This is a genomic window from Anaerolineales bacterium, from assembly GCA_022866145.1.
Classification (GTDB): domain Bacteria; phylum Chloroflexota; class Anaerolineae; order Anaerolineales; family E44-bin32; genus PFL42.
The window spans coordinates 1-20,613 of sequence record JALHUE010000097.1; the positions used below are offsets into that span (position 1 = coordinate 1).

Below are 20,613 nucleotides of genomic sequence, written 5' to 3' on the forward strand. Positions count from 1 at the left end.
GCCGCTCTCCGGAGTGGCATACTTCCCGACCTTGGCGACGGCAACCTGAGCTTGCATGGGGCGATTCTACAACCCCACCTGGAGGGTGTCGAATCTGTAAGGTGGCGGCAAGGAGGAAGGGTGTATCCTTCCGGTACAGTTATTGACAGCCATGCACGGTTCATGGTTACACCCCTCTCAAGCGCCAGGGCGCGCATGCACGTGACATCCATGGTCGCCGTCGAGTTGCCGCCGGTGATCGAGGAGGCCGTGCGGCGGGCTGTCGCCTCGCTCGGCGAGCGCCAGGTCGCCATCATCGCCGAGTACCCTGCCCATTTGCCTGCGGTCAGAGCACAGGCCGAAGAGCTGCCGGCCCTGGTTGAGGCACTGGTGGGGGTTGCCGCCGGCTGGGTCGCCCAGGGCGAAGTGCGGGTCCGGGCAGAATTGGCGTCTCCCGAGGCGTTGGAGGGCATTCCAGCCGCACTGGTCTCGGTGCGGGTCCCGCCGGACCAGGTGCGCCCGGAGGCGGTGAAGAGCCTGGAGAAGCCCCAAGGGCCGACTGCGCCCGAGGGAGACCCACGGCTTGAGCTGCAGCGCGCCGAGGCGCTGGCGGCGTCCTGGAAGGGATCGCTCAGCGCCAGCTGGAGCCGCGAGCAGGGGGCTGAGATCCGGCTGACCCTGCCTCTGTGGGCGGGGCGCGAGGTTGCGCCCGGAGTGCAGGCGGTGCAGCGGGCGGTCGAGGATCGTCTGTCGTCCTTACACCCGGGCACCAAGACCCTGCTCCTGATGGTCGAAGACCTCGAACTGCGGGGGCTGCTGGCTTCGGATCTGGAGCAAGCCGGCTATGCCCTGGTCGTTCCCGAGCACGGTTCGGATGTGCTGCCGCTGGTGCGGCAGGAAAGGCCGGACCTGGTAATGCTCGACGTGATGTTGCGCGACCCTCCCCCGTTCGATCTGGCGACGTTGATCAAGCAGGATCGAACTGCGCGCAATACCCCGGTCTTGTTTCTGACCTCGGGGACGGACGAGGAGGACCCGCGACAAGTGGGGGCGGTCGGCTTCGTCGTCCGACCTAGCGGCACCGGCGCCATCCTGGCGACCATCCAGTCGGTGCTGTCGGCCGGCTTGCGCCGATCGGCGAGAGTGATGGTGGTCGAGCCCAACACCGCCCTGCGCGAGGCCATGATCGTGATGCTGCAGCAGCAGGACTTCCGGGTGACGGAGGCGATGGCGGCCGAGGAGGCCCTGGTGCTGGCAGAGCGCCTCGAACCGGCCGTGGTCCTGGTCAATGCTCAGGTCGCCCAGGCGCGGGACTACTGGCTGTTGCGCCGGCTGCGCCGACTCTCGGAGAGCATGCAGATCGTGGTGATGGCCGAGGCCATGAGTGAGGCCGAAGGCCGGGCAGCCATCCGGCGCGGCGCCAGCGGCTTCGGTGAAACCGGCAAGCTTCCGGACCTGCTGAACCAGGTCAAGCGGCACTCCGGTTCTGCCTGAGACGTCCAGCTTGAGGCCCCAGGGCGGATCGACGGCGCGCCCCGCGGGCCGAAGCCAGGGCGCGACCCGGTGGCAGCCGGCCAGGCGGGCCGGGGTGTGGTGGACCTTGGCTGCTCTGGTCGAGAGGCGGCCGGGTTGAGGCCGGGCGGCGGACTAGACGACCGTCACCTGGGTGCCCCGGCCGATCTGCAGGGTCGTGTTCAGATCGACCTCGGGCAGCGTCCAGCGATACAACCACTTGGCCTCGCTGGTTCGCATGTTCACGCAGCCGTGGCTGCGCGGCCGACCGAAATCGTTGTGCCAGTAGGTGCCGTGGAAACCGACGCCGGTGTGGTGGAAGAACGAGACCCACGGCACCCCCGGAAGCTCGTAGGCCTCCAGGTCCGAGGTGATGTTGCCGTCTCCCATGTGACGCACAGGCATCTTTTTGTCGATGTAGAACCGGCCATTGGGGGTTGCGGTGGGGATGCCGTTCGGCCCGGGCGTGTCGTTGGGGATGCCGCTCGAGATCTTGGCCTCTAGAACCGGGTGATCGTTCTCGTAGGCCACCAGCGATTGTGAGGCGAGCGAGACCTCAATACGCTTGTGCTCCTGTGGAACGTCAGGTGAGATCGGGGTGAGTTCTTCCGAGGCGATCAGGCGCATGTGCTCCGCTCGAACGTAGTAACGAATGTGCAGCAGGTCATCCACCAGCCGGTACCACACCCGGCCATCGATCCCGTACTCCGCCTGCTCGCCCCAATGGGTGGACTCAAAATAAAGCCGGTACACGGGGTCGGAGGCCGGATCGGGGCGGGCGTAGGCCCGGGTGAAGGGGACGGAGACTTCGAGCAGGCGCCCCGGCTCCGGAATGGACTCGACGGGTTGCTGAGGCTCCCAACGCACCGGCTGAATGCTGCCGGAGTGAGCATACCCATCGCCGAGGCGGTACCAGAGCGGGTTGTGCTTGGGGCCGTCCTGGGCCTCTTCCTCAGCCAGAAGGGGGATCAGCTCGTCTCGCTTGAGCAGCGTCAGCCGGTTGGACCGAAAGTTGGGCTCGGCGTACAGCCCGATCCAAGTGGCTGCCACCCGGCCCAGGCTCGGCGGCCGACTCTCGGCCGCCACCCGCCCGTGGGCAGGGACAGCCAGCGCAGCCAGGCCGGCAACCGTCGAACGCAGGAAGTCGCGGCGTGAGAGGTTCATCGGAGCGAATGAATTCTACCGACGACTGGCATCGGCATCAATAGGACATCCCTCGATGGCCGCCCGGCTGTTCCCGGGCAGGTCCGGTGTGGAAGGATCCGTGCTGAATTGCACATCCAGCCGGGCGCATTCCGGCCATGTGGCCACCCTCGGACAGCTTCCGGCGGGCGCCAAGTCGGGGGTTTGGGCGCAGACGAGATCCCGCCAGCCCTACATGCTAGGTGCCCACCCGAGCGGCATCAACTGCCCGACCTCGGGCGCGGGCGGAGGCTGCCCGGTCGGGCCGATGACCCCGATCGCACCTGGTTGCACGCCTGCCCGCACGCGCCATGTACGGCGTGCACTCCTTCGCCCAATGCTTCACTCGGGCCGTCGGATCGGGGTGGGTCCCCCAATACCCCAACTTCGAGGATGCGTTGTATCCTCGCACCAAGCCGAGAAAAGGAATTCTGGACTCGCCAAGGCGGGCCAAGGAGCTGGCTGAAAAGCTTGCCGCAACGCCGAGGAAGCGGCACCTGTCGGGGTTGGGGATTCGCCCAATCCCAGGCAACTTCCAAGTCCTCTTCTCGCCTGAGGGCTCTTCTGCAGCCGGCTTGCCCTGGGCCGATGAGAGCGTGCAGAGCGGGGTCCAAGAAAGAGCCGAAGGGGCTGACGGTATCGATGGGGAGAGGAAAGGAGAGGTTCGGTGCGAATGCGCTTGTTCGTCGCCCTGGAACTTGAGCCACCCGTTCGCCAGAGGCTCTGGCGGACACAGGCTGACCTACAGCATGGGACGGAGCCGGAGTGGGTGCGTTGGGTTCAGCCCGACGGGATCCACCTGACGTTGAAGTTCCTCGGGGACGTTGAGGCTGTGAAGGCCGAAGCCATCTCGACCGCCCTCAACGAGGCAACCGCCCGCCACCCGCGGTGTGCCTTCACGGTCTCCGGCTTGGGAGCATTTCCGAACCCCGACCGGGCCCGGGTCATCTGGGTGGGTCTGGAGGACCCTGACGGGACTGTGGCCGCGTTGCAGGCCGGCGTTGAATCCGCATTGGGCAAGTTGGGGTTCGAGCCTGAGACCAAGCCGTTCCGACCACACCTGACGCTGGGGCGGGTCCGAGATGGGATCGGGCGTGAGCCGGCGGCGACCCTGGCGCACCTGCTCAAGACCGCGCCGGCGCTCGATCCGCTGCCGACGACGTCAGACAAGGTGGCGCTGATCCAGAGCCAGCTTCGGCCAACTGGGGCCGTGTACAGGGTGGTCAGCCGGCATGTGCTTGGAGGCCCTGCCGAGAGGTTGGCGGAGGGCGAAACCTGATCCGCAGGAGGCTCGAGCTGGTCAAGCTGCAGGCTTCGTGAAGACGGCTTGGCTGCAAGTGGCCGTGGTGGGCTGCGCCAGGTGTTCGATGGATGAAGGCCAGGCCGCCGATGACCTCGGGCGCAGGCTGGCCCTGGCCGAGGCCGAGCTGCTCTGCGGCGGAAGGGCAGGGATCGTGGGGGCCGCTTGCCGCGGCGCCCGCCTGGCACGAGGCACGAGCGTTGGAATCTTGCCCGGCAAGGTGATAGAGTCAGGCGACCGAGGGCTGTCCGTCTGCCTTCCGACTGGGATGGAGGCTGGGCGCAACGGGTTGCTCGTTGCCTGCGCGCATTCGGTCATTGCGATTGGCGGGGGTGATGGCACCCTGTCCGAGATTGCGCTGGCGCTCAAGGCCGGCAGGCAGGTGATCGGGCTGGCAACTTCGGAGGCAGAGAGCCCGGCGGGCGGGCGGAAACCCGGGCTCCAGGCACAATCCCCCGCCGAGCCTGCTGAGGCTGCCCTTGCCGCGGCGTTGACGGTTCGCCGGCCTGGGGGATGGGAGGAGGCGGCTCATCGAAGGACTTGAGCTAGCACGCACGCTGGTCGATCTTCTGGCAGAGAAGAAGGGCGAGGATATCCTGCTGCTGGATCTGACGGAGGTCGGAACCTTCACCGACTATTTCGTCCTGTGTTCCGGGTTAAGCGAGCGGACGCTAGGAGCGCTGGCGGACGAGGCCAGCCGGGGCGTGAAGCGCAGACATCACATCACCTGCCGGGCCCAAGAGGGAACCGCCTCCAGCGGATGGGTCCTGTTGGACTTCGGCCCGGTTGTGGTCCATCTGTTTCTGGCTGCCGTCCGCCAGTACTATGCCCTCGAGGAATTGTGGCGCGACGGACGTCGGCTCGTGCATATGCCCTGAGGCCCACGCCCTCCGGCCGGTGCAGTGCCTGCTACTGAATTAGCCACATCCAGGCCTGAGTAAGGGGAGTAGGGCGGAAGCCTGCTCCCCGTTACGATTCGCTCTCGCCGAAGCCTCGTTGTGGACCGAGCCTATGGACCTGGGGCAATCGCAGCCAGACGTGGGCCTGTCAGGCTGCAGGAATGCGTTGCGCCCAGCTCCTCGAACGGGGGCGGCCCGCCCCGGCTCTGACTAGGCCTCGAAAACCCAGCGATCGGCCTCCCGGCTCCAGACCACCAGTTCGGCTGGTGAAAACCACAAGGCGACTTCCTCAGCCGCGGTCTCCGGGGAGTCGGAGGCGTGGGTCAGGTTGCGGCCGACCATAAGGCCGAAATCATGGCGGACGGAGCCCGGCGCGGCCTCGGTCGGCCGCGTGGCGCCCATGGTCTGCCGGACGGCCGCAATAGCCGATGGCCCTTCCCAGACCATGGCCACGACTGGGGAGGAAGTGATGTAAGCGATCAGTCCTTCGTAGAAGGGCTTGCCTTTGTGCACAGCGTAGTGCTTCTCGGCGAGCTGCTTGTCGACCTGAAGGAATCGGGCTGCGACGAGACGCAAGCCGCGGCGCTCGAGCCGAGCGGTGATCTCGCCGATCAGGCCACGCTGGACGGCGTCCGGCTTGATGAGAACCAGCGTCTTCTCCAACCTTGCCTCCACAAATGCGAACTCGGGGGGTCCCCGAGTTCTGCAGGTTTGACCTTCTGGGTGCTGACTCCCGGCTGTCAGCCGGCCTTGATGCCGCGATTGTAGGCGTCTACGGCTTCGTCCAGCCGCTCGGCGCGCATGTAGGCGTCACCAAGAAGCTGCCAGAGCCCGGCTTCGCTCGGGAAGTGCTCGGCCGCCATTCGGAGCTCGGTGATGACAGTCTCAAGCTCATACTTCTTCTTGATGACCGTAGCATAGTCCTTGGATGCCTTGTCAAAATCGCCCTTGGACAAGTGCTGTCGGGCACGGGCCAGGGCGTCGGCGCCGCCGGGGCTCTTGAGCTTGGGCCGAGCAGCACCCGCCGCCTCGGCCGAGGGGGCGGTCGCGGGCGGGGCCACAACGGGCGGCAGGACGACCTCAGGTGCAGGAGGCGCCGCGGGGGCCGGCGGTGCTGGCTGGAGCCACGCCTCATCCACCGGCGTCCACGTGGGCTTCTTGGGCGGGACTTCCGGCGAAGGCGGGACCTCTGCTGGCGGAGGGGGTGGCGCCACAGCGGCCGGCGCCGGAAGGCCACGGGCGGCGGCAGGTGCAGCAGGCTGCGGCTCAGCCACGGGTGGCGGCGATTCGGGCTCGGGCTGCGCCATGCTCAAGCTCCTGAGCCAGATCGTGATGTCTTCCTCCTCGGGTTCGGGCGGTGGAGCAGCAGGGCGTTCCGGCTGGGGCGGTGTCGGCGGGGTCTGTTCCACGGCTGTCACCTCTTCGATCGGCGCAGGGGAGGCGGGCACCTCTGCCGTTGTTTGCCCCCATAGGGTAGCCGCCGCGGTGCCCGTCATGGCTGCAGCTGGTTCCTGGACGCCCGCCAGCTGGTCCAACCATTCCATGCCAGCCTGAGCATCCTCGGGAATCGGCGCCCGAGACGGAGGGGTCGGGGCGGGCAGCACGGATGGCATCTCGGCCCGCGGGATGACCCCCGAGGGAACGCCTTCGTCGTCCTGCCGCTGGGCGAGATCCTCCAGCCAGCGGAATATCTCCTCGTCATCGACCTCCCCGGTCGGCGTGCTGGCAACGGAAGCCACCAAGGGCGGAGGCCCTTCGCCCTCCTCGGGGCCGATCGGGCCGGTCTCCCCTTCGCGCAGCCAATCCAATGCGCCTTCATACTCGAGGTCGGGCGGGGGCGGGGCAGCCGCTGCGGAGCGCGTGGTCGGCGCAGCGGTCTCGTCGGAAGCCGCGTCGGCAAACTCCCGGAGCCAGTCCGGGGTATCGGACGCCACACCCGCTGCGGTACGCTCGGGCTCGCCGGGGACCAGTCGGCCGGAGCCCGCTCCGGTGAAGGCACGCCCGCCCGGAGGCGCCGGAACCAGGTCTTGCTCGGCGGGCTGGGCCCAAGGCGGGGGCTCATCCAGCATCGCTTCGTCCTCAGCAGGGCCAGCCTCGCCTGAGGCTTCCACGTCGGGGGCCAAGACACGTCCAAGCCATTCTGGCGCCGGCAGTTCCTCGGCCTCCAAGGACTGCTCGGGAACCGCGCCGGGCTCCATCGCCGCCAACGCCTTGACCCAGTCCGGGGTCTCCAGCGGTCCACCAGGGAGCTCGGCGGCTTCGGAGGCCACAAGACGCCCGAGCCATTCTGGCTGCTCCAACTCGAACGAAGGGGACTCAACGGGCTCGTCGGCGGATTCCGAGACCATGCCCCGGAGCCAGTCATCGCTCCCGACAGCGGCCGTGGCGGCTTCGGCAGGCAGACCGGATGACGCACCCGCCGGCTCGGCCAGGTCTTCCAGCCAAGCCTCAGGCTCTGGTTCACCTTCGGTTGGCGTCGGTTGCTCCTCTGGGGAGGGTTCCAGAAGGCCGCGCAGCCAGTCGATCGAGGTGGCAGCCGCGGCGGCCGAGGCAACGGGAGCACCGCTCGCATCGCCGGCGGGCTCAGGCAGCGCCTCACCTAGTTCGGCTTCTGCCGGCTGCTCCTGGGGAGCCGTCAAGCGAGCGAGCCAATCGGGCGGCTCTTCGCCCTGGCCTTCCTCGGAAGAGGCCTCCAGCCAAGACGGCTCGGCATCCATTGCCGATGCCCGGGCATCCACCCCATCCGGCAATTGCGCATAGTCCTCCGGCTCAGGTTCTGAGCCGAGGATTGAGCGCAGCCAATCGGGGGCCTCCTCGGCGGAGGGGCCACGGTCTTCTGCTTCAAACTCCGGCTGAGCCGGGGGCTCAGAGGTCTCGTCCATTAAGCCGGCGAGCTCAGGGGGGTTTGCCTGCTCGGGTTCCTGGGCGGCAGCAATGGCGACTCCACTCAGCCATCCGGGGAGCTCGGCGGGGGGTAGCGACTTCGGCTCTGAGCTGGCAGGTTCGAATCCGACTTCCTCGGCCGCGGCTTCTTGCAGCCAATCGGGAGCCCCTTCTGGCACACCGGACGCCTCCAGATCGAGGGGCTCGGCGTCGGCGGACCCAGGCTTGTCACGATCACCAAGCCAGTAGACGATCGTCTCGCTTGCCCCAGGGGCCACATCATCCAGCCAGGTGGGTAGCTCCGCGCGCTCGAGCTTGTCGACGGTTGACTCGTCCGGAGACTCAGGGGTCCGTGCTTCAGGCGTCAGGGAGCCGGCGGCGGTTTCGTCCTGCTTGCTGCTGGCAGCATGGAGCGCCGCCGCCGCGGCGGCCGGGGTTGCCATGGCTTGGATTTCCTTCATCCACTGCGGCGGTCCTCCGCCTGGTGGTGCCTCACTGGTTTCGGCTGGGCCCGCTGGCTGGGAAGGCGGGGATATCTCACTCAGCCATCCTGGCATCTCGGCTGCGGCGAGCGGCTGTGCAGGCCGAACACCCTCGGGTCCAGCCAAACCCTCCAGCTCGCTGTCGCTGAAGGCCACCGGCCCCTCCGCAGCTTCGCCCTTCGAGGGATGCCAGCCGGCTTCCCCCATCCACTCCGGAATGGGCGCCTCAGGTGGAGCCTTGGCGCCGGCGAAGGGGTGGACGCCTTCCGCCGGTTGACGGGGGGCGGGGATCGGGGCCGGCTCAGGCGCGGGCTGAGATTCGAGCCAGGAGGGCAGGTTGACCGGCGCCGGCGCCGGCTTCTGGCTCTTGAGTTCTGCGCCGAGGGAGGCAGCCCAAACCGGCCTGCCTTGCGCCAGAGGGGTCAGCGACTGGCCGGGGGACCAGGCCAGTTTCTCCAGCCTGACCGAGGCCGCGTCCACGGTCGAGGGCTCGACCATGGCCGATTCGACGAAAGCGGCGTAAGGATCGAGGGCAGCCAGGCGCCGGTGATACGAGGCCGCCTCTTCGACTTTGTCCGCACCTTGGAGTGAGGTGGCGAGGATCCGGTTGGCGTCGCGGCAGAAGGGCAGCTTCTCAAGGATCGCTTTGCTGACGCCGAAGGCCTCCTGACGCTGGTTCATGCGCCAGTACAGGTTGGCCAGAAGGACCTGCAGGTCCGGGCGTTCGGGATCTTCATTCAGCGCCGAACGCAGTTCGGCCACGGCTTGCTGGTACAGCTCTCCGTGGGCGTACATCCGGGCCAGCGCACCTCGGGTCAGGCGAACCTTGTGGGGTTCCATCCCATCCCGCCGGCCGATCAGGCGGCGCAGTTCCTGCTGGATGGTTGGGTTGGCCGGGTTGGTCTCGAAGGCCCGCTCCATGTGCCAGAGGCTGGCATCCAGGTTCCCTTCATCCTCGCGTACGATGGACATGCCCACATGAGCCACGAAGTCATCTGGGACCGCCGACAGGACGCGCTGGAACAGGTCCGCCGCGTCTCCGTAGCGCTTGGCCTCCAGGTAGGCTTTGCCGAGCAGGCGGTAGGTGTCGAGGTGCTTGGGGTAAGTCTCGAGGATGTGGCGGCAATGGGCAATCGACTGATCGAGCTGCTCTTGCTCGATCGACTCGTCGATTTCTTTCACATAGGTCCGCAGGGCGATTTCTGCCATTTTCCCCTTGTTTTTCAGAGTATGCCCCACTTGGAGGAGTAGCGCAAGCCTCGCCGGAGTCCTGCATTCCCGGGCGGGCCGCCCGGCGTGCCTGCCTGGTTGCCAGTGGCGTGCCACACGCTCGTGGGTTCCGGGGGGATCCGGCTACAGTCTGTGGACCTGGCGGGCAGTCGCCAGCACCCGTGTCGAGTCGGCTTCCGGGTAGGGCGCAGAGCCGAGTGGGTCGGGCGGCTGAGGCAGGCTGGCGATTGCGCACAGCGACGCCTCGACACAGCCGGCCAAGGCCTGGGGGTCGTAGCCGCCTTCCAGGCTCAGGCACAGCCTGCCGCCACATACCGAGTCGGCCAACTCCGCCAGCATGCGGAGGAGCCGATAAGCCCCGGCGCACGAGAGCTGCAGATTGGCGAGGGGGTCGCGCCAGTGGGTGTCGAATCCGGCCGAGACCAGGATCATTTGGGGCTGGAAGCGCTGGGCCAGTGGGAAGGCGATCTGCTCGGCAGCGGCGAGAAGAGCGCTATCGCCGGAATAGCCAGGCAGCGGAAGGTTGACGGTGGTGCCCTCCCCCGGGCCGGTGCCCGTCTCGTCGATGGCTCCCGTCCCCGGGTAGATGCCGAACTGGTGGGTGGACAGATAGAGGACGGTGGGGTCGGCTTGAAAGATCTCCTGGGTGCCATTCCCGTGGTGGACATCGATGTCGATGATCATCAGGCGTTCGCAGCCGAGCGACTGCACATGGCGAGCGGCGATGGCGATGTTGTTGAGCAGGCAGAAGCCCATGGCCCGTTTCGCCGTGGTGTGATGCCCGGGCGGGCGGATGATCGCGAATCCAGTTGGGGCTCGCCGGTCCCAGACGGCCGCCGCCACCTCGGCCACGGCGCCGGCCGCAAGTAGCGCATCCTCATACGAACTGGGGGTGACAAAGGTCGGGGCGTAGTCGATGATGGCCGGCCCTTGCAGGCACGCTTCGCGCAGGGCGCGCAGGTAGGCGGGAGGATGGACGGGGTCGAGCAAGGCATCGCTTGCAGGGCGAGGATCGAGCTGCGTCAACCGACCGGAGGGAACCCCAGCGATCATGGCTTGCAGCGCCTCGAACCGCTGCGGATTCTCAGGATGGCCGGCGACGACGTGGTCTCGAGAGGGGACGTAGGCCACGGCGACAGGCAGGTCGATGGTCATCGAGTCTGGCTGCTCTCTGCTCGGCGTCGGCCCGCATGTTCACGGCCTGGGGATTGTATCCGTGACCAGCGCCAGGACAGGGCGGGAAGCGGCTCGAAGTTGGATTCCGGCTGCCGACCGCCCGAATCCGCCGCAGGTTGCGCCCGGCGGGCGGGGATGACTACGGCACAGCGATGAAGTGGTAAGGCTGCTCCCAGGTGGAGAAGTAGCTTCGGTCTTCAAGGAAAGGGTAGTTGGCATGAAAGACCTTGTCGAACACCAGGCGAAAGCTATTGACGGGCGTAATCGTCTCATAGAAGAGAGGGCTACCTTCGCCCGCCAGATAGTAGGCGTTGAGAATCGAAGTGCGTTCCGTGAGGTCGGTTTGTCCGGCCGAGTGCCAATCCAACCGGGAGCCAGGTCCATGATCGGCCTGGAGAACGATGATCGGGGGTCTGGGCGACTTCTCGATCAACGAACGGAGAATATCAGGCAAGACACTGTTCAGGTAGGAAACCTGGGCTCGGTAGCCGGAGAGGTAGTCGTCGGGTGTCCCAAGGAACGCGTCCCCATCCATCAGGGTAAATGGACGGTCCTGCAAGACCGGCGCGCCGTCGGCATCGAAGACAAAGGGAGGGTGCGGGAGGATGATGTGGGCGAAGACGAACTTGGGGCCAGGAATCGACGGGCTCTGGCGAAGCTGGTCCAAGGTGAAGAGCAATCGATCGCGGTGGGCCTGGTACCCCGGGGGGGACAAGCGCACGCCGAGAGCCGCGGCCAGGTCCTTCAGGAGCACCAATCCGCTGGTCTCAATGGCCAGGCGCTCCAGCGTGGTGGATGCGCCCACAGGGGCGCGAAGGTAGAGATCGGCGTTCTCTAGCTCTGTCACGCGGTAGCCCGACGGCAGCCCAACGATGCGGTAGCCGTGATCCTCAAGGAAGCGGCGCACGGCGCTCCATCGGATCAGCCGGGCCAGCGGGGCGCGATCGTCCCCCGATGAGGGTAGGGCCGGCTGGAGGGTGTCGATGTACTCGAGGTTGAGCGAGCTCGCCAGGGACAGCGAGGTCTGCATGTAGTTGCTGCGGCTTTGCCCTGCCACAAGGAAGCCAAGGTCCGCGATCTTGTCAAGGAAGGGGCCGTTGTCGTACTGGTAGATGGACCGGAGTACATCCTCGCCTGCGTAGCCATCCACGACGATGTAGTAGATGTCCGGCCAATCCCCGGGCGCATTCGCAGAGGCCGTCTGCGGGGGTTCTTGCCACGGTTGAGAGATCTGGTATTCGTAGAGGACGATTTGCATCAGAGGCACAGCTAGAGCGGCCACGGCCATCACATTCAGGGCGGACGAGAGCGTGGTCACCCGCTGCCGCATGCGAGAAATCGCCCATGCGGCGAGCAGGAACAGCGCTAGCCACGTTGGAGCCAGGATTTCGTGCCGCCCGACCAGCCCGGCGCGAGCGAATAGCCGGAATGTCCCCTCGGTCACCAGCCCTGAGTAGACGTGGCCATAGGAGAAGAAGAGAATCAGGAGCATGGATGTGAGGGCCGACGCCTTGGCGAGATCCCGAAACAATCGGTTGAAAAGGGCAAGGCTGATCCCCATCAACAAAAGGGAAAGCAGGGCAGGCCGAAGCGCGTGGCTTGGCGGCGCCATGTCAATGTTGTGGCCGAGCAGGGAAACAGCGGGAAGCAGCGCGAAAGCCACGACGTGGGCGTGGTTGAGCGGCTTCATGCCTCAAACACCCCGCTCAGCGGAGTCAGGAGTAACCATGAGGCGGCAGCCTGCCGGCAAGCGATTCGGGTCAAATCGAGTGTTCCTCCGATCGGCAGACCCCTTGGCCCTGAGGGCGTCCCCGCGAAACTCTCGCGGCTTGGCCTTGGGGACGAGGGTTCGGGCCATGGCGTGCGCACCGATCCGGAACCTGGCAGGCGATGGTGTCCCGGGCTCCGAGGACTCCGGACGGCCATCGCGCGGTCTCTCGCAAGGTGGACAATTGGTGCCCGGTCCCCGCTTGGCGATGACTCGGGCAAAGCGATTGAGGGCGGAGTCGGCGCATCGATGCCGCTCCCGGATGAGCCCCATGCCTCGCTTGTGCCCCCCATGCCCAAGTGGGGCTGGTTGGCGGGATCGGAGGCAATGAGGCTGGCTCCGTCGTGGTGGGTCGTGGGGCGGGCAGTGGGAGTCCTCGGAGCTGTGGACATAGACCTTGGAAGCCGGATGGGAGGCGATTCGGCCGCGCATCTCGCCGTGGATGGCTGATTGCGCACCGTCCATGCCGGCACCGCCCCGAACGGATTTCGAAGGCTCAGGAGGAGGCGAGGTTCCTCCAGGGGGGCAAGAGCAAGCTGGTCGGGCGAGCGCACCAGGATGGCGATCGGCTGCCGAGATAGCGGCGCTCCAATCTTCGACACGACACTCAGCCCAAGGCCATGAACAATTCAGTGAAGTATACGTCACCTGAGGCGACTGGCGGGTACTCCACCTGGCGGTCCGGTCCGCCCCGGTGAAGGTGGGAGGAATCAACCGCGTACGGGTGCCACCCGTCTGAGAGGCCTGCCTTGCACGAAAGAGGGGTTTGCCCTCGGAGAACTCTCAGTCCAGGGTGCGAAAACGCGCGAGGCACAGATCGCCCACGGCGGGAAGATGGATGATGTCGCCCACCCTAGCCAGTAGCAGCAAGGCCTGCGCAACCCATTCGCCGCCCTGCGCGGAGCCTCTCCGGTTAGCGCTCGGACCATCGGCGGCCAGTAAGCCTGGCGGGCAAGAAGGAAGGGCCGCGCCCTGGGGCGGGTTGGGGCGTGGCCTGGTCTCCATCCCCGAGCATCTGCGGGGCTTAGCCGAGGAAGACCCAGAAGACGTAGAGGACGCTGCACAACAGCAGCAGGCAGCTGCTGGCGGTCAGATACCAGAAGCGCGTGCGAGGCTGTACAGCCGCCAACCAGTCGCCTACAACCAGAAAAGCCGGGAACAGGACCAAGACGTACCGGGACAAGGACTTGAGGGACGCCGCGCCGACGGTATGCCTGCTCAGCAGCACGACCAGGTTGATGAGCATGTAGGCCAACAGCTCCGGCCGTCTCCATCGCTTGCGGGCAATCATCGCGCCGGTGACCCCCAAGAACGCGATCGCTGACAGAAGGTCGAAGGTGGTAGGTGCGTCACGGACTCGAATCCACTGGCCGAGCGCCAGGGCGAGCCCGGTAGCGGGGTCGACGACGGAGGTGCCGACGTACTCCTGCAACACCGCCAGCATCGGCGGGAAGCCGGCGTATGACCGCCATGCCAGAAAGGCGGCACCGCCGACAATCGGAGCGAGGACGGCGATCCCGACGGCAAGCAGAGAAGGGCTGCGCTGAGCAGTCTTTCGCTCCCTCCACTGCAACCAGCCCAGGATGGCGAAGGACACCGCCGCCGCTACCCCTGGTCCGCGCGTCAAGCTGGCAAGAGCCGCCAGGACAGCTGCCACGATCCACCGGTTTCGGTAGGCTGCGAGGAATGCGCCGAGGGTGAATGCCAGAAACAGCGACTCGGTGAAAGGAGCGATCAGGAACACCGCCGTCGGGTAGACGGCCAGAGCGATGGCGGCCCACTTTCCGGCTTGGTCCCCAAACAAGTGCTGGCCGAGCGCCATGAGGAACACGAACGCCAGGGCCGTTGCGACCGTCGCCACCGCCAACCCCGCCAGGATGAAGTTGCCTCCGAAGAGGTACGAGACGCCGCGGGTCAGGGCCGCGAACAGGGGGTAGAAGACGGTTGAGCCCTCGCCCATATCGAAGTAGCCCCGCATGGCGAGGTTCAAGTGCTGGACAGCGTCCCAACGTGGCCACACGCCGAGAAGGAATTGGCCAGTCGGCGACTCGGGTACCCGCAAGTGACCGTACATCCCCGCTAGCCACTGGGGATCGAGGCTGCCGCGCCCGATCGTCCACGCCAGGCCCATCAGCATCCCCAGGGCGAGGCGCAGGGCTGCGACCAGCCCGATGGCCAGCAGGGCGGCATGAAGCCAGCGGCCACGAGGTCCGCGATCAGCCATGGCTGCGAACGCTAGCCGGATCGCGCCTCCCAGTGCCCCACGCGGCGAGGCAATCCACCGACCACTCGATTGAAGTCGGGAAGTGGAATCGCAGTCCTCGGCGGTTGGCTGGAGACCATGCGGCTGTCTTCATCCTAAGGGTGTCCGTTTGTTCTCAGCCTTTCCTCCGGGATCAGAAGGAAGTCGTACGGCCTGTCCCAGGTCGAGAAGTAGCTACTGTCGGGAAGAAGGGCCATTTGAGCATCGAATACCTCGTTGAAGACGATCCGGAAGGTGTTGACTGGCGTCAGGGAGGGATAGACCGTATCTGGCGGCGCCCCGGGCAGCAGGATGGCATTCAGGATGGCCGTTCGCTCGCGGACATCCGACTCTTCCATCGAGTCCCAGACCAACCCAGACCCGGGTCCATGATCTGCCTGCAGGATGATGATGGGGGGATGGGCCGAGTTGGCGAGGATTCCGCGGATCGATCTCAGGATCGCCGGGGTGATGAACTGGACCTGTTCCGAGTATCCCGAAAGATACTCCGAGGGAGAGCCGTCGAAGCCGTTGCCGTCGTCGAAGCTGAACGGAATGCGTTGGTCTGCCAGGCTGCCGTCGCGAAGGAGGATGAAAGGCGGGTGAGGTGTCAGGATATGAGCGAAGACGAATTTTGGCCCGGGCTCTCGAGCAATCGTCGGCAGGCTCTCGAGGGCGAATTGAATGCGCGCAAGGTGTGCCCGGGCGCTCAGATTCCCTTCGACATCGCTGATGACAGTTGCCAGCTGGGGCAGCAAAACCAGGCTGCTGGTTTCGAGCATCAGCCGTTCGAGATTCGTCGGCAGGCCGCCAGGAGGTACGAGATATTCGTCGGCGTTGTCAAGTTCCGCCGTGCGCGAACCGGTCTCGAAAGCGTAGGATGTGTACCCGCGGGAGTCCAGTGTCTCTTTGACCCGGCTCCAGCGGATCAGGCGGGCGAGCGGCAGCCGCCGGTTGGCATCGGGGCCTACCTTGGCGGCGACCTCTTCCAGGTAGGTCATGTTAAGCGCCGATGCCAATGAATGTGTAGTCTGAATGTAGTTGGAGCGACTCTCGTCGGCGATCGTGAAACCCAATATCTCCAGTTCCCGAAGGAACTCCCCATTGTCGATGCCGTAGATCGCCTTGAGCACATCGGACCTGGCATAGCCGTCGAGGATGATGTAGTAGATGTCTGGAGGATCATCCGCCAGAGGCAGAGTTGCCTCAATCGACGGGATTTCCTGGTCGGGGAGGGGGTACGGCCTGCCGATGGAGTACTCATACACCATCACCGTGCCCAGTGGGAAGAGCATGGCGATCAGCGCGATGGCGTTGACGCCGAAGGTCCAGCGCTCCACGCGGACCTTGGTGAGCGCCAACAACAGCGTCCCTCCGACGAAGACCGCCAGCCAAGTGAGGATGAGGGTGTTCTGCTGCCCGGTCAGGCCGACCCGTTGGAAGATCGCTCCCGTCTTCGGGCCAAGGAACCCCAAGTAGACGTGACCGAAGGAAAAGAACAGCAAGAGGAAGAGGGAAGCCACGAACGCCGATCGGGCGAGACTCCTCACGAAGATTCGGGCAACACTCCATGCCACGGCTGCGAGCAACAGGCACAAGAGGAGCGGCCGGACGGCATCCTTTAAGTGGATCTGCGAGATGTTCGGGGCGAGAAGCGAAATCACCGGTAGCACCGCGAACAGGATGGGGTGGATGGGCCAGTCGTACCACTTTACGCTGCGCCATCGCTGGCTAGCGCCTGCTCGGGACTTGGGAGTAGGGAACCCCGCGGGTTCATCAGTTAGGGACAGGATCTCCATCCTATTCCTCAGGTGAGCGACACCGCGCCATCTGCCTTGGAGGCCTGTGCCTGGAGCGCCCAAGTGGCTCTCGACGCAAGGGTGAGGGGCCTTGTGCGGCTCGAGTCTGGCCTTTGGTGGCTGGCCGTGATCGTCCTCATTGATCCGCCGGCTCGATCGGGGCCTCGTAGAAGGTGTACGGTCTCTGCCAGTTCGAGAATTCGCTCCTGTCTGGCAGGAGAGGCAAGTCATAGCCGAGGTATTCGTTCAGGAGAATGCGGAAAGAGTTGACCGGCGTGATTCCCTCATACAGGGCGCCGCTCGCCGCCGGAGCATAGTACGCATTGAGGATGCTCATTCGCTCACGCAAGTCCGTTGTCTCGGGGGATAGCCAATTAAGCCCCGCGCCGGGGCCGTGGTCGGCCTGCAAGACGATTACCGGAGGCCGGCTCGCGCCCGCCAAGATCTCATCGACAAGTTCCAGGACGCGCTGGTTGGTGTACTCGATCTGAGACGCATAGCCGGCTCTGTACTCATCCGCCGATCCGGGAAACTCATTCCCGTCTTGCAGCTGGAACAGATGAGGAGGGTTCACAGCCTCGCCTTCGGCGTCGTAAGCAAAGGGGGGATGGGGGAGGACGATGTGGGCGAAGACGAATTTCGGTCCGGGTAAGGTCGCCAGGCGGCCAATTTCCGCCATGGCAAATTCCAGGCGCTGGCGGTGGGCTGTGTATCCGGGCAGGGCGGACAGGACCCCTGCCCGGGCAAGCCCGACGAGCGCGGGTCCGAGCCCGAGGTTCTCGAGTACCTGCGACTCGAAGGCCGTGGTCGCAGACAGATGTTGCCGGGGATAGACGTCGGCATTGTCGATTTCCGTCCGACGGTATCCGGTGGGCAGGGCGATGAACTCGTATCCATGGCGGGCAAGGATCTCACGTAGTTGGCTGAAGCGGATCAGTCGGGCAATGGGCCGCTGATCCGGGGAGTCACTGCCGAGCCTGTCGCTCACGGCATCGAGGTACGCCAAGTTCAAGGAGGATGCCACCGAAAGCGACGTCTGACCATAGTTCGACCGGCTGGCGCCGGCAACATAGAATCCCCGGTCTCGCAGCGCGGAAAGAAAGTTGGAGTTGTCGATGCCGTACAGGTCGGCGAGGACGTCTTCCCGGCCGTAGCCATCCAAGATGATGTAGTAGAAGTCGGGAGGGGAGCCTGCTGGGTCGTGGGGGGGCAGGCCCGGAATCTCTTGCAGAGCCGGTTGCCAAGGTTGACGCAGCTGAGTCTCGTGCTGGGCAATCCGGATCACAGGGGGTACCAGCATGGCGATCGCGACAAGAAGCAGAACCCCGCTCATGCCGCGCTGGATGGTTCGCGATCGCAAGATCGAGTAGATGGCCAGGCCGATCGCAGCCATCCACAGAATAGAGATGGCGCGAGCGACCAGCCCCTTGGTGTCCCAGTACATCATCCCGCCGAGGCCTTCGCGGATCAAGCCCTGGGAAAGGAGCAGGATGCCAAGAGACACCGCCGCAGCTGCTGCTTCCACCTGCCGCAGCAGGCGTTGAAGCAGGATGAACGCGCCAGAGGCAACCAGCACCATCAAGAGCGCAGGCCGCAGGGCCGCCTCGGGAGCTACGACTTCGATGTTGGCTGAGAGCAAAGAAACGACCGGAACGAGGGCGAAGAGCAGGGGGTGGAACAACGCCGCCAGGATCAGCATCAGCTCTCCAACCTCCATTCGGCAGGCGTTCGGATGAGGGAGGCATCCCGCGTGGATGGAACCATGCCGCCTTCGGACCGAGCCTGGGGCTCTCCGGCACCACATACCGCTTCGTAAAGGACAACCCATTCGTCCCTCTGTACCTCTCTGAGGCACCCCAGGTCACGGTAGGCGGTCAGGCGCTCCACGGCCATGCGCACGACGTTCTGCTGATCGTGCTGCAGAAGGAAATCCAGATCCTCGATGCTGAACAGGATATGAGTCGCGCCAAGCTCAGCCAGCCACTGCGTGAGGCTGTCATCGGAGGGAAGGGCGGAGATCTCCGCCGACCAACGGTAGTGATCGGGGTCCGGCAGGCAGGCGGGCAAGCAGTAGTAGCCGCGGCCATCGCCGATCAGCAGCACTCTGGAACCCTCAGGTAGTTCCTCGACAGCCATGCGACCCACCGGGAAATCTTTGACCATCCGGGAGAGAAAGCCTCTTCTCGTCTCCAGTCCAAGTGAAACCGGGAGAGGTTTGAATTGCCGAAACATGACAAGTTGATAGAACAGGCTGACGGCCAACAGCCCAACGGTCAGAGAGGGGAGCAGTGCGGAGAGGGGCAAGCGTTTCTCCCGTTGAGCCTCGGCGATCCTGTCAACGACGTAGGCGGATGAGATGGCCAGGGCAGGAGCAATCGGGAGCAGGAAGCGAAGCTGCTGGGAGCCGGCGAACCAGATCCCGATCCGTGTAATCGAGATCGCCAGCAGAAGGGTCACGATCCGGTTCTTGCGCAGGAAGGGGTAGGCAAACAGAAGCAGGAACAGCAGGCTGGGCATGTCGATCAGATTCATGACGGTGCCGAAACGTTCGTGCTGGGCGTAGGCATTCCAAGGCAGGGCCAACGCGCTGAGGATTCCCTTTCCTGCACCAAAACCGTTGAGATAGCCCATGTACAGTTCCAGCCTGCGGGCTGACCACTCGGGCCCGCCGAGGTACAACGGGTAGACCGGGTTGCCGAACCACAGCCAGTTCTTGGCGTACCAGGGAGCCGCCACGAGGACCCCGGGGAGGAGGAGCAGCGCGAGAGAGGACAGCGTTCGACGCCAGCCCGCCTGGAAACCAAGGCAGACGACGGCCAGTGCGAGAAGGCCAAGGCCGGCCGCGGCGATGTACTTGGTGCCAATCGCCAACCCAGCGAAGACGCCCGCCAGGACCAGCCACCGGCGTTCACCGGCTCGCCACCATTCGACGACACAGGCAAGGGCCAGAAATTCGAACGCCGCCCAGGCGAGATCGATATAGGCAAACGAAGCCCACACGGGAAGCGTGGGCAACCCGACCAGGATCGCCGCGCCGAGCCATCCGACGATCCCACCCAGCCAGCGCCGCGCCGTAAGCCAGGTGGCGGCCACGAGCAGCAGGCCGAACAAGTAGTGGACAAGCTTGGGGAAGACGTCGTCTCCCCTGCTCATCCCGATCGTGAACAGCATCTCAATGCTGAAAGGCCCGTTCACATACCAGTTGTCCGGAACAGGATAGATGCGTGCAACTTCGAGGAAAAGGCGAGGGCCGACAAGGTGGTACATCAGGCCGTCGTAGTCCCACGGAGGGGTGAGCGTCTGCACGAAGGCGAAGGAGAAGATTGCCGTGAGAAGGACGAGCGTCAGCCGGGGCAGGACCCCGGCGCGCTTCCACTTCGCCAGAACTTGGGCCGGCACTGTCAAGAGCCAGGCGACAGCTTCTGCCGAAGGCTCGGCAGCAACGATGGAAAGCCCCAGGAGCAGGGTCGAGATTGCGGCCGCCGTCAGCCAACCGATCATTCCCAAGGCGAACACCAGATAGGCAATCGCCCCCAGGCCGAGAGCCTCGGCAAGCAGCCAACTGAAGGAGGAGGGGGCCGGCTGGAGACGCAGGAGTCTGAGAAGCCTCCGACCGGTGCCCGCGGCAAGCACGCCCACGAGCAACCAGAGCAGGATGCTCAGCCCTGCGTCGCGCAGCGCCTCGATCCCGAGGTCATCCAACCCTCGGGGCGTTGTCAGCCACCTGGCGGCGAGGAGGAGAGCCGTGCCCAAGGGGACCGCCCACGGCGGGGGCATGCGGCGGCCGGTGGGCGAGGGATCTGAGCTCATCCCGACCATTGTATTCGCCAGCAAGAAACGCGAAAGGCGGGGCTGTCGGTTGACTGCCCCGCCTCGGGTACTCTCCTGCGCTGATCAGGAGCTCGTTGGGGAATTGGCAATAGCCGGCGCCGGCCGTTTGGATCGGCTCACCGACCAGGCCAGCAGCCCGGCCAGCCCCACCACCACCAGCCAGCCGGCGACCCCAAGATCCGTGTACGTCACGATGATCGGAGCGATGATCACCGAAACCAGGTTGACGACCTTGATCATCGGGTTCAGCGCCGGTCCGGCGGTGTCCTTGAGTGGATCTCCGACCGTGTCGCCGACCACGCCCGCCTTGTGGCGCTCCGACCCCTTGCC

14 protein-coding genes are annotated in these 20,613 nt (G+C 65.5%); 4 read left to right on the forward strand and 10 right to left on the reverse strand.

What is annotated here, in order from left to right; genetic code table 11:
* The first annotated feature begins 195 nt into the window (after positions 1 to 195).
* Entirely contained in the window at positions 196 to 1,473 is a 1,278-nt protein-coding gene (locus MUO23_03120; protein MCJ7511946.1) for a response regulator, read from the forward strand.
* 153 nt (positions 1,474 to 1,626) lie between these two features.
* On the opposite strand, the gene MUO23_03125 is transcribed toward MUO23_03120, so the two are convergent.
* The gene (locus MUO23_03125; GenBank protein ID MCJ7511947.1) at positions 1,627 to 2,655 is read right to left on the reverse strand and encodes a L,D-transpeptidase family protein; all 1,029 of its coding nucleotides are present in this window, start codon (positions 2,653 to 2,655) and stop codon (positions 1,627 to 1,629) included.
* Between the two features lie 691 nt (positions 2,656 to 3,346).
* Here MUO23_03125 and thpR point away from each other — a divergent pair.
* From thpR to rsfS, 3 genes are all read left to right on the forward strand, one after another.
* Complete coding sequence (thpR, locus tag MUO23_03130) at positions 3,347 to 3,952, forward strand: RNA 2',3'-cyclic phosphodiesterase (protein MCJ7511948.1); 606 nt, start codon at positions 3,347 to 3,349, stop codon at positions 3,950 to 3,952.
* Positions 3,953 to 3,989: 37 nt separating this feature from the next.
* Positions 3,990 to 4,517 (forward strand): hypothetical protein, encoded by a 528-nt coding sequence (locus tag MUO23_03135; protein MCJ7511949.1) that lies wholly within the window; start codon positions 3,990 to 3,992, stop codon positions 4,515 to 4,517.
* Positions 4,518 to 4,581: 64 nt separating this feature from the next.
* Complete coding sequence (gene rsfS, locus MUO23_03140; protein ID MCJ7511950.1) at positions 4,582 to 4,851, forward strand: ribosome silencing factor; 270 nt, start codon at positions 4,582 to 4,584, stop codon at positions 4,849 to 4,851.
* A 231-nt stretch (positions 4,852 to 5,082) separates the two neighbouring features.
* Here rsfS and ndk read toward each other — a convergent pair whose 3' ends face one another.
* From ndk to MUO23_03185, 9 genes are all read right to left on the reverse strand, one after another.
* Entirely contained in the window at positions 5,083 to 5,535 is a 453-nt protein-coding gene (gene ndk / locus MUO23_03145; GenBank protein MCJ7511951.1) for a nucleoside-diphosphate kinase, read from the reverse strand.
* A 77-nt stretch (positions 5,536 to 5,612) separates the two neighbouring features.
* Positions 5,613 to 9,446, reverse strand: coding sequence for a tetratricopeptide repeat protein (locus tag MUO23_03150; GenBank protein MCJ7511952.1), 3,834 nt, complete (start codon positions 9,444 to 9,446; stop codon positions 5,613 to 5,615).
* A gap of 144 nt (positions 9,447 to 9,590) precedes the next feature.
* On the reverse strand, positions 9,591 to 10,622 hold the full coding sequence (locus tag MUO23_03155; protein MCJ7511953.1) for a histone deacetylase: 1,032 nt from the start codon (positions 10,620 to 10,622) through the stop codon (positions 9,591 to 9,593).
* A gap of 160 nt (positions 10,623 to 10,782) precedes the next feature.
* Complete coding sequence (locus MUO23_03160) at positions 10,783 to 12,333, reverse strand: hypothetical protein (GenBank protein MCJ7511954.1); 1,551 nt, start codon at positions 12,331 to 12,333, stop codon at positions 10,783 to 10,785.
* Positions 12,334 to 13,435: 1,102 nt separating this feature from the next.
* Entirely contained in the window at positions 13,436 to 14,635 is a 1,200-nt protein-coding gene (locus MUO23_03165; protein ID MCJ7511955.1) for a glycosyltransferase family 39 protein, read from the reverse strand.
* 134 nt (positions 14,636 to 14,769) lie between these two features.
* On the reverse strand, positions 14,770 to 16,452 hold the full coding sequence (locus tag MUO23_03170; GenBank protein ID MCJ7511956.1) for a hypothetical protein: 1,683 nt from the start codon (positions 16,450 to 16,452) through the stop codon (positions 14,770 to 14,772).
* Between the two features lie 136 nt (positions 16,453 to 16,588).
* Positions 16,589 to 18,151 (reverse strand): LTA synthase family protein, encoded by a 1,563-nt coding sequence (locus MUO23_03175; GenBank protein MCJ7511957.1) that lies wholly within the window; start codon positions 18,149 to 18,151, stop codon positions 16,589 to 16,591.
* Positions 18,151 to 20,262 carry a glycosyltransferase family 39 protein gene (locus MUO23_03180; protein MCJ7511958.1) on the reverse strand — a complete coding sequence of 704 codons (2,112 nt, stop codon included), beginning with the start codon at positions 20,260 to 20,262 and terminating at the stop codon, positions 18,151 to 18,153. Before MUO23_03180 ends, MUO23_03175 begins: the two co-directional genes overlap by 1 nt.
* An 84-nt stretch (positions 20,263 to 20,346) precedes the next feature.
* On the reverse strand, positions 20,347 to 20,613 hold a 267-nt coding region (locus MUO23_03185), incomplete at its 5' end, for a sodium/proton-translocating pyrophosphatase (protein MCJ7511959.1).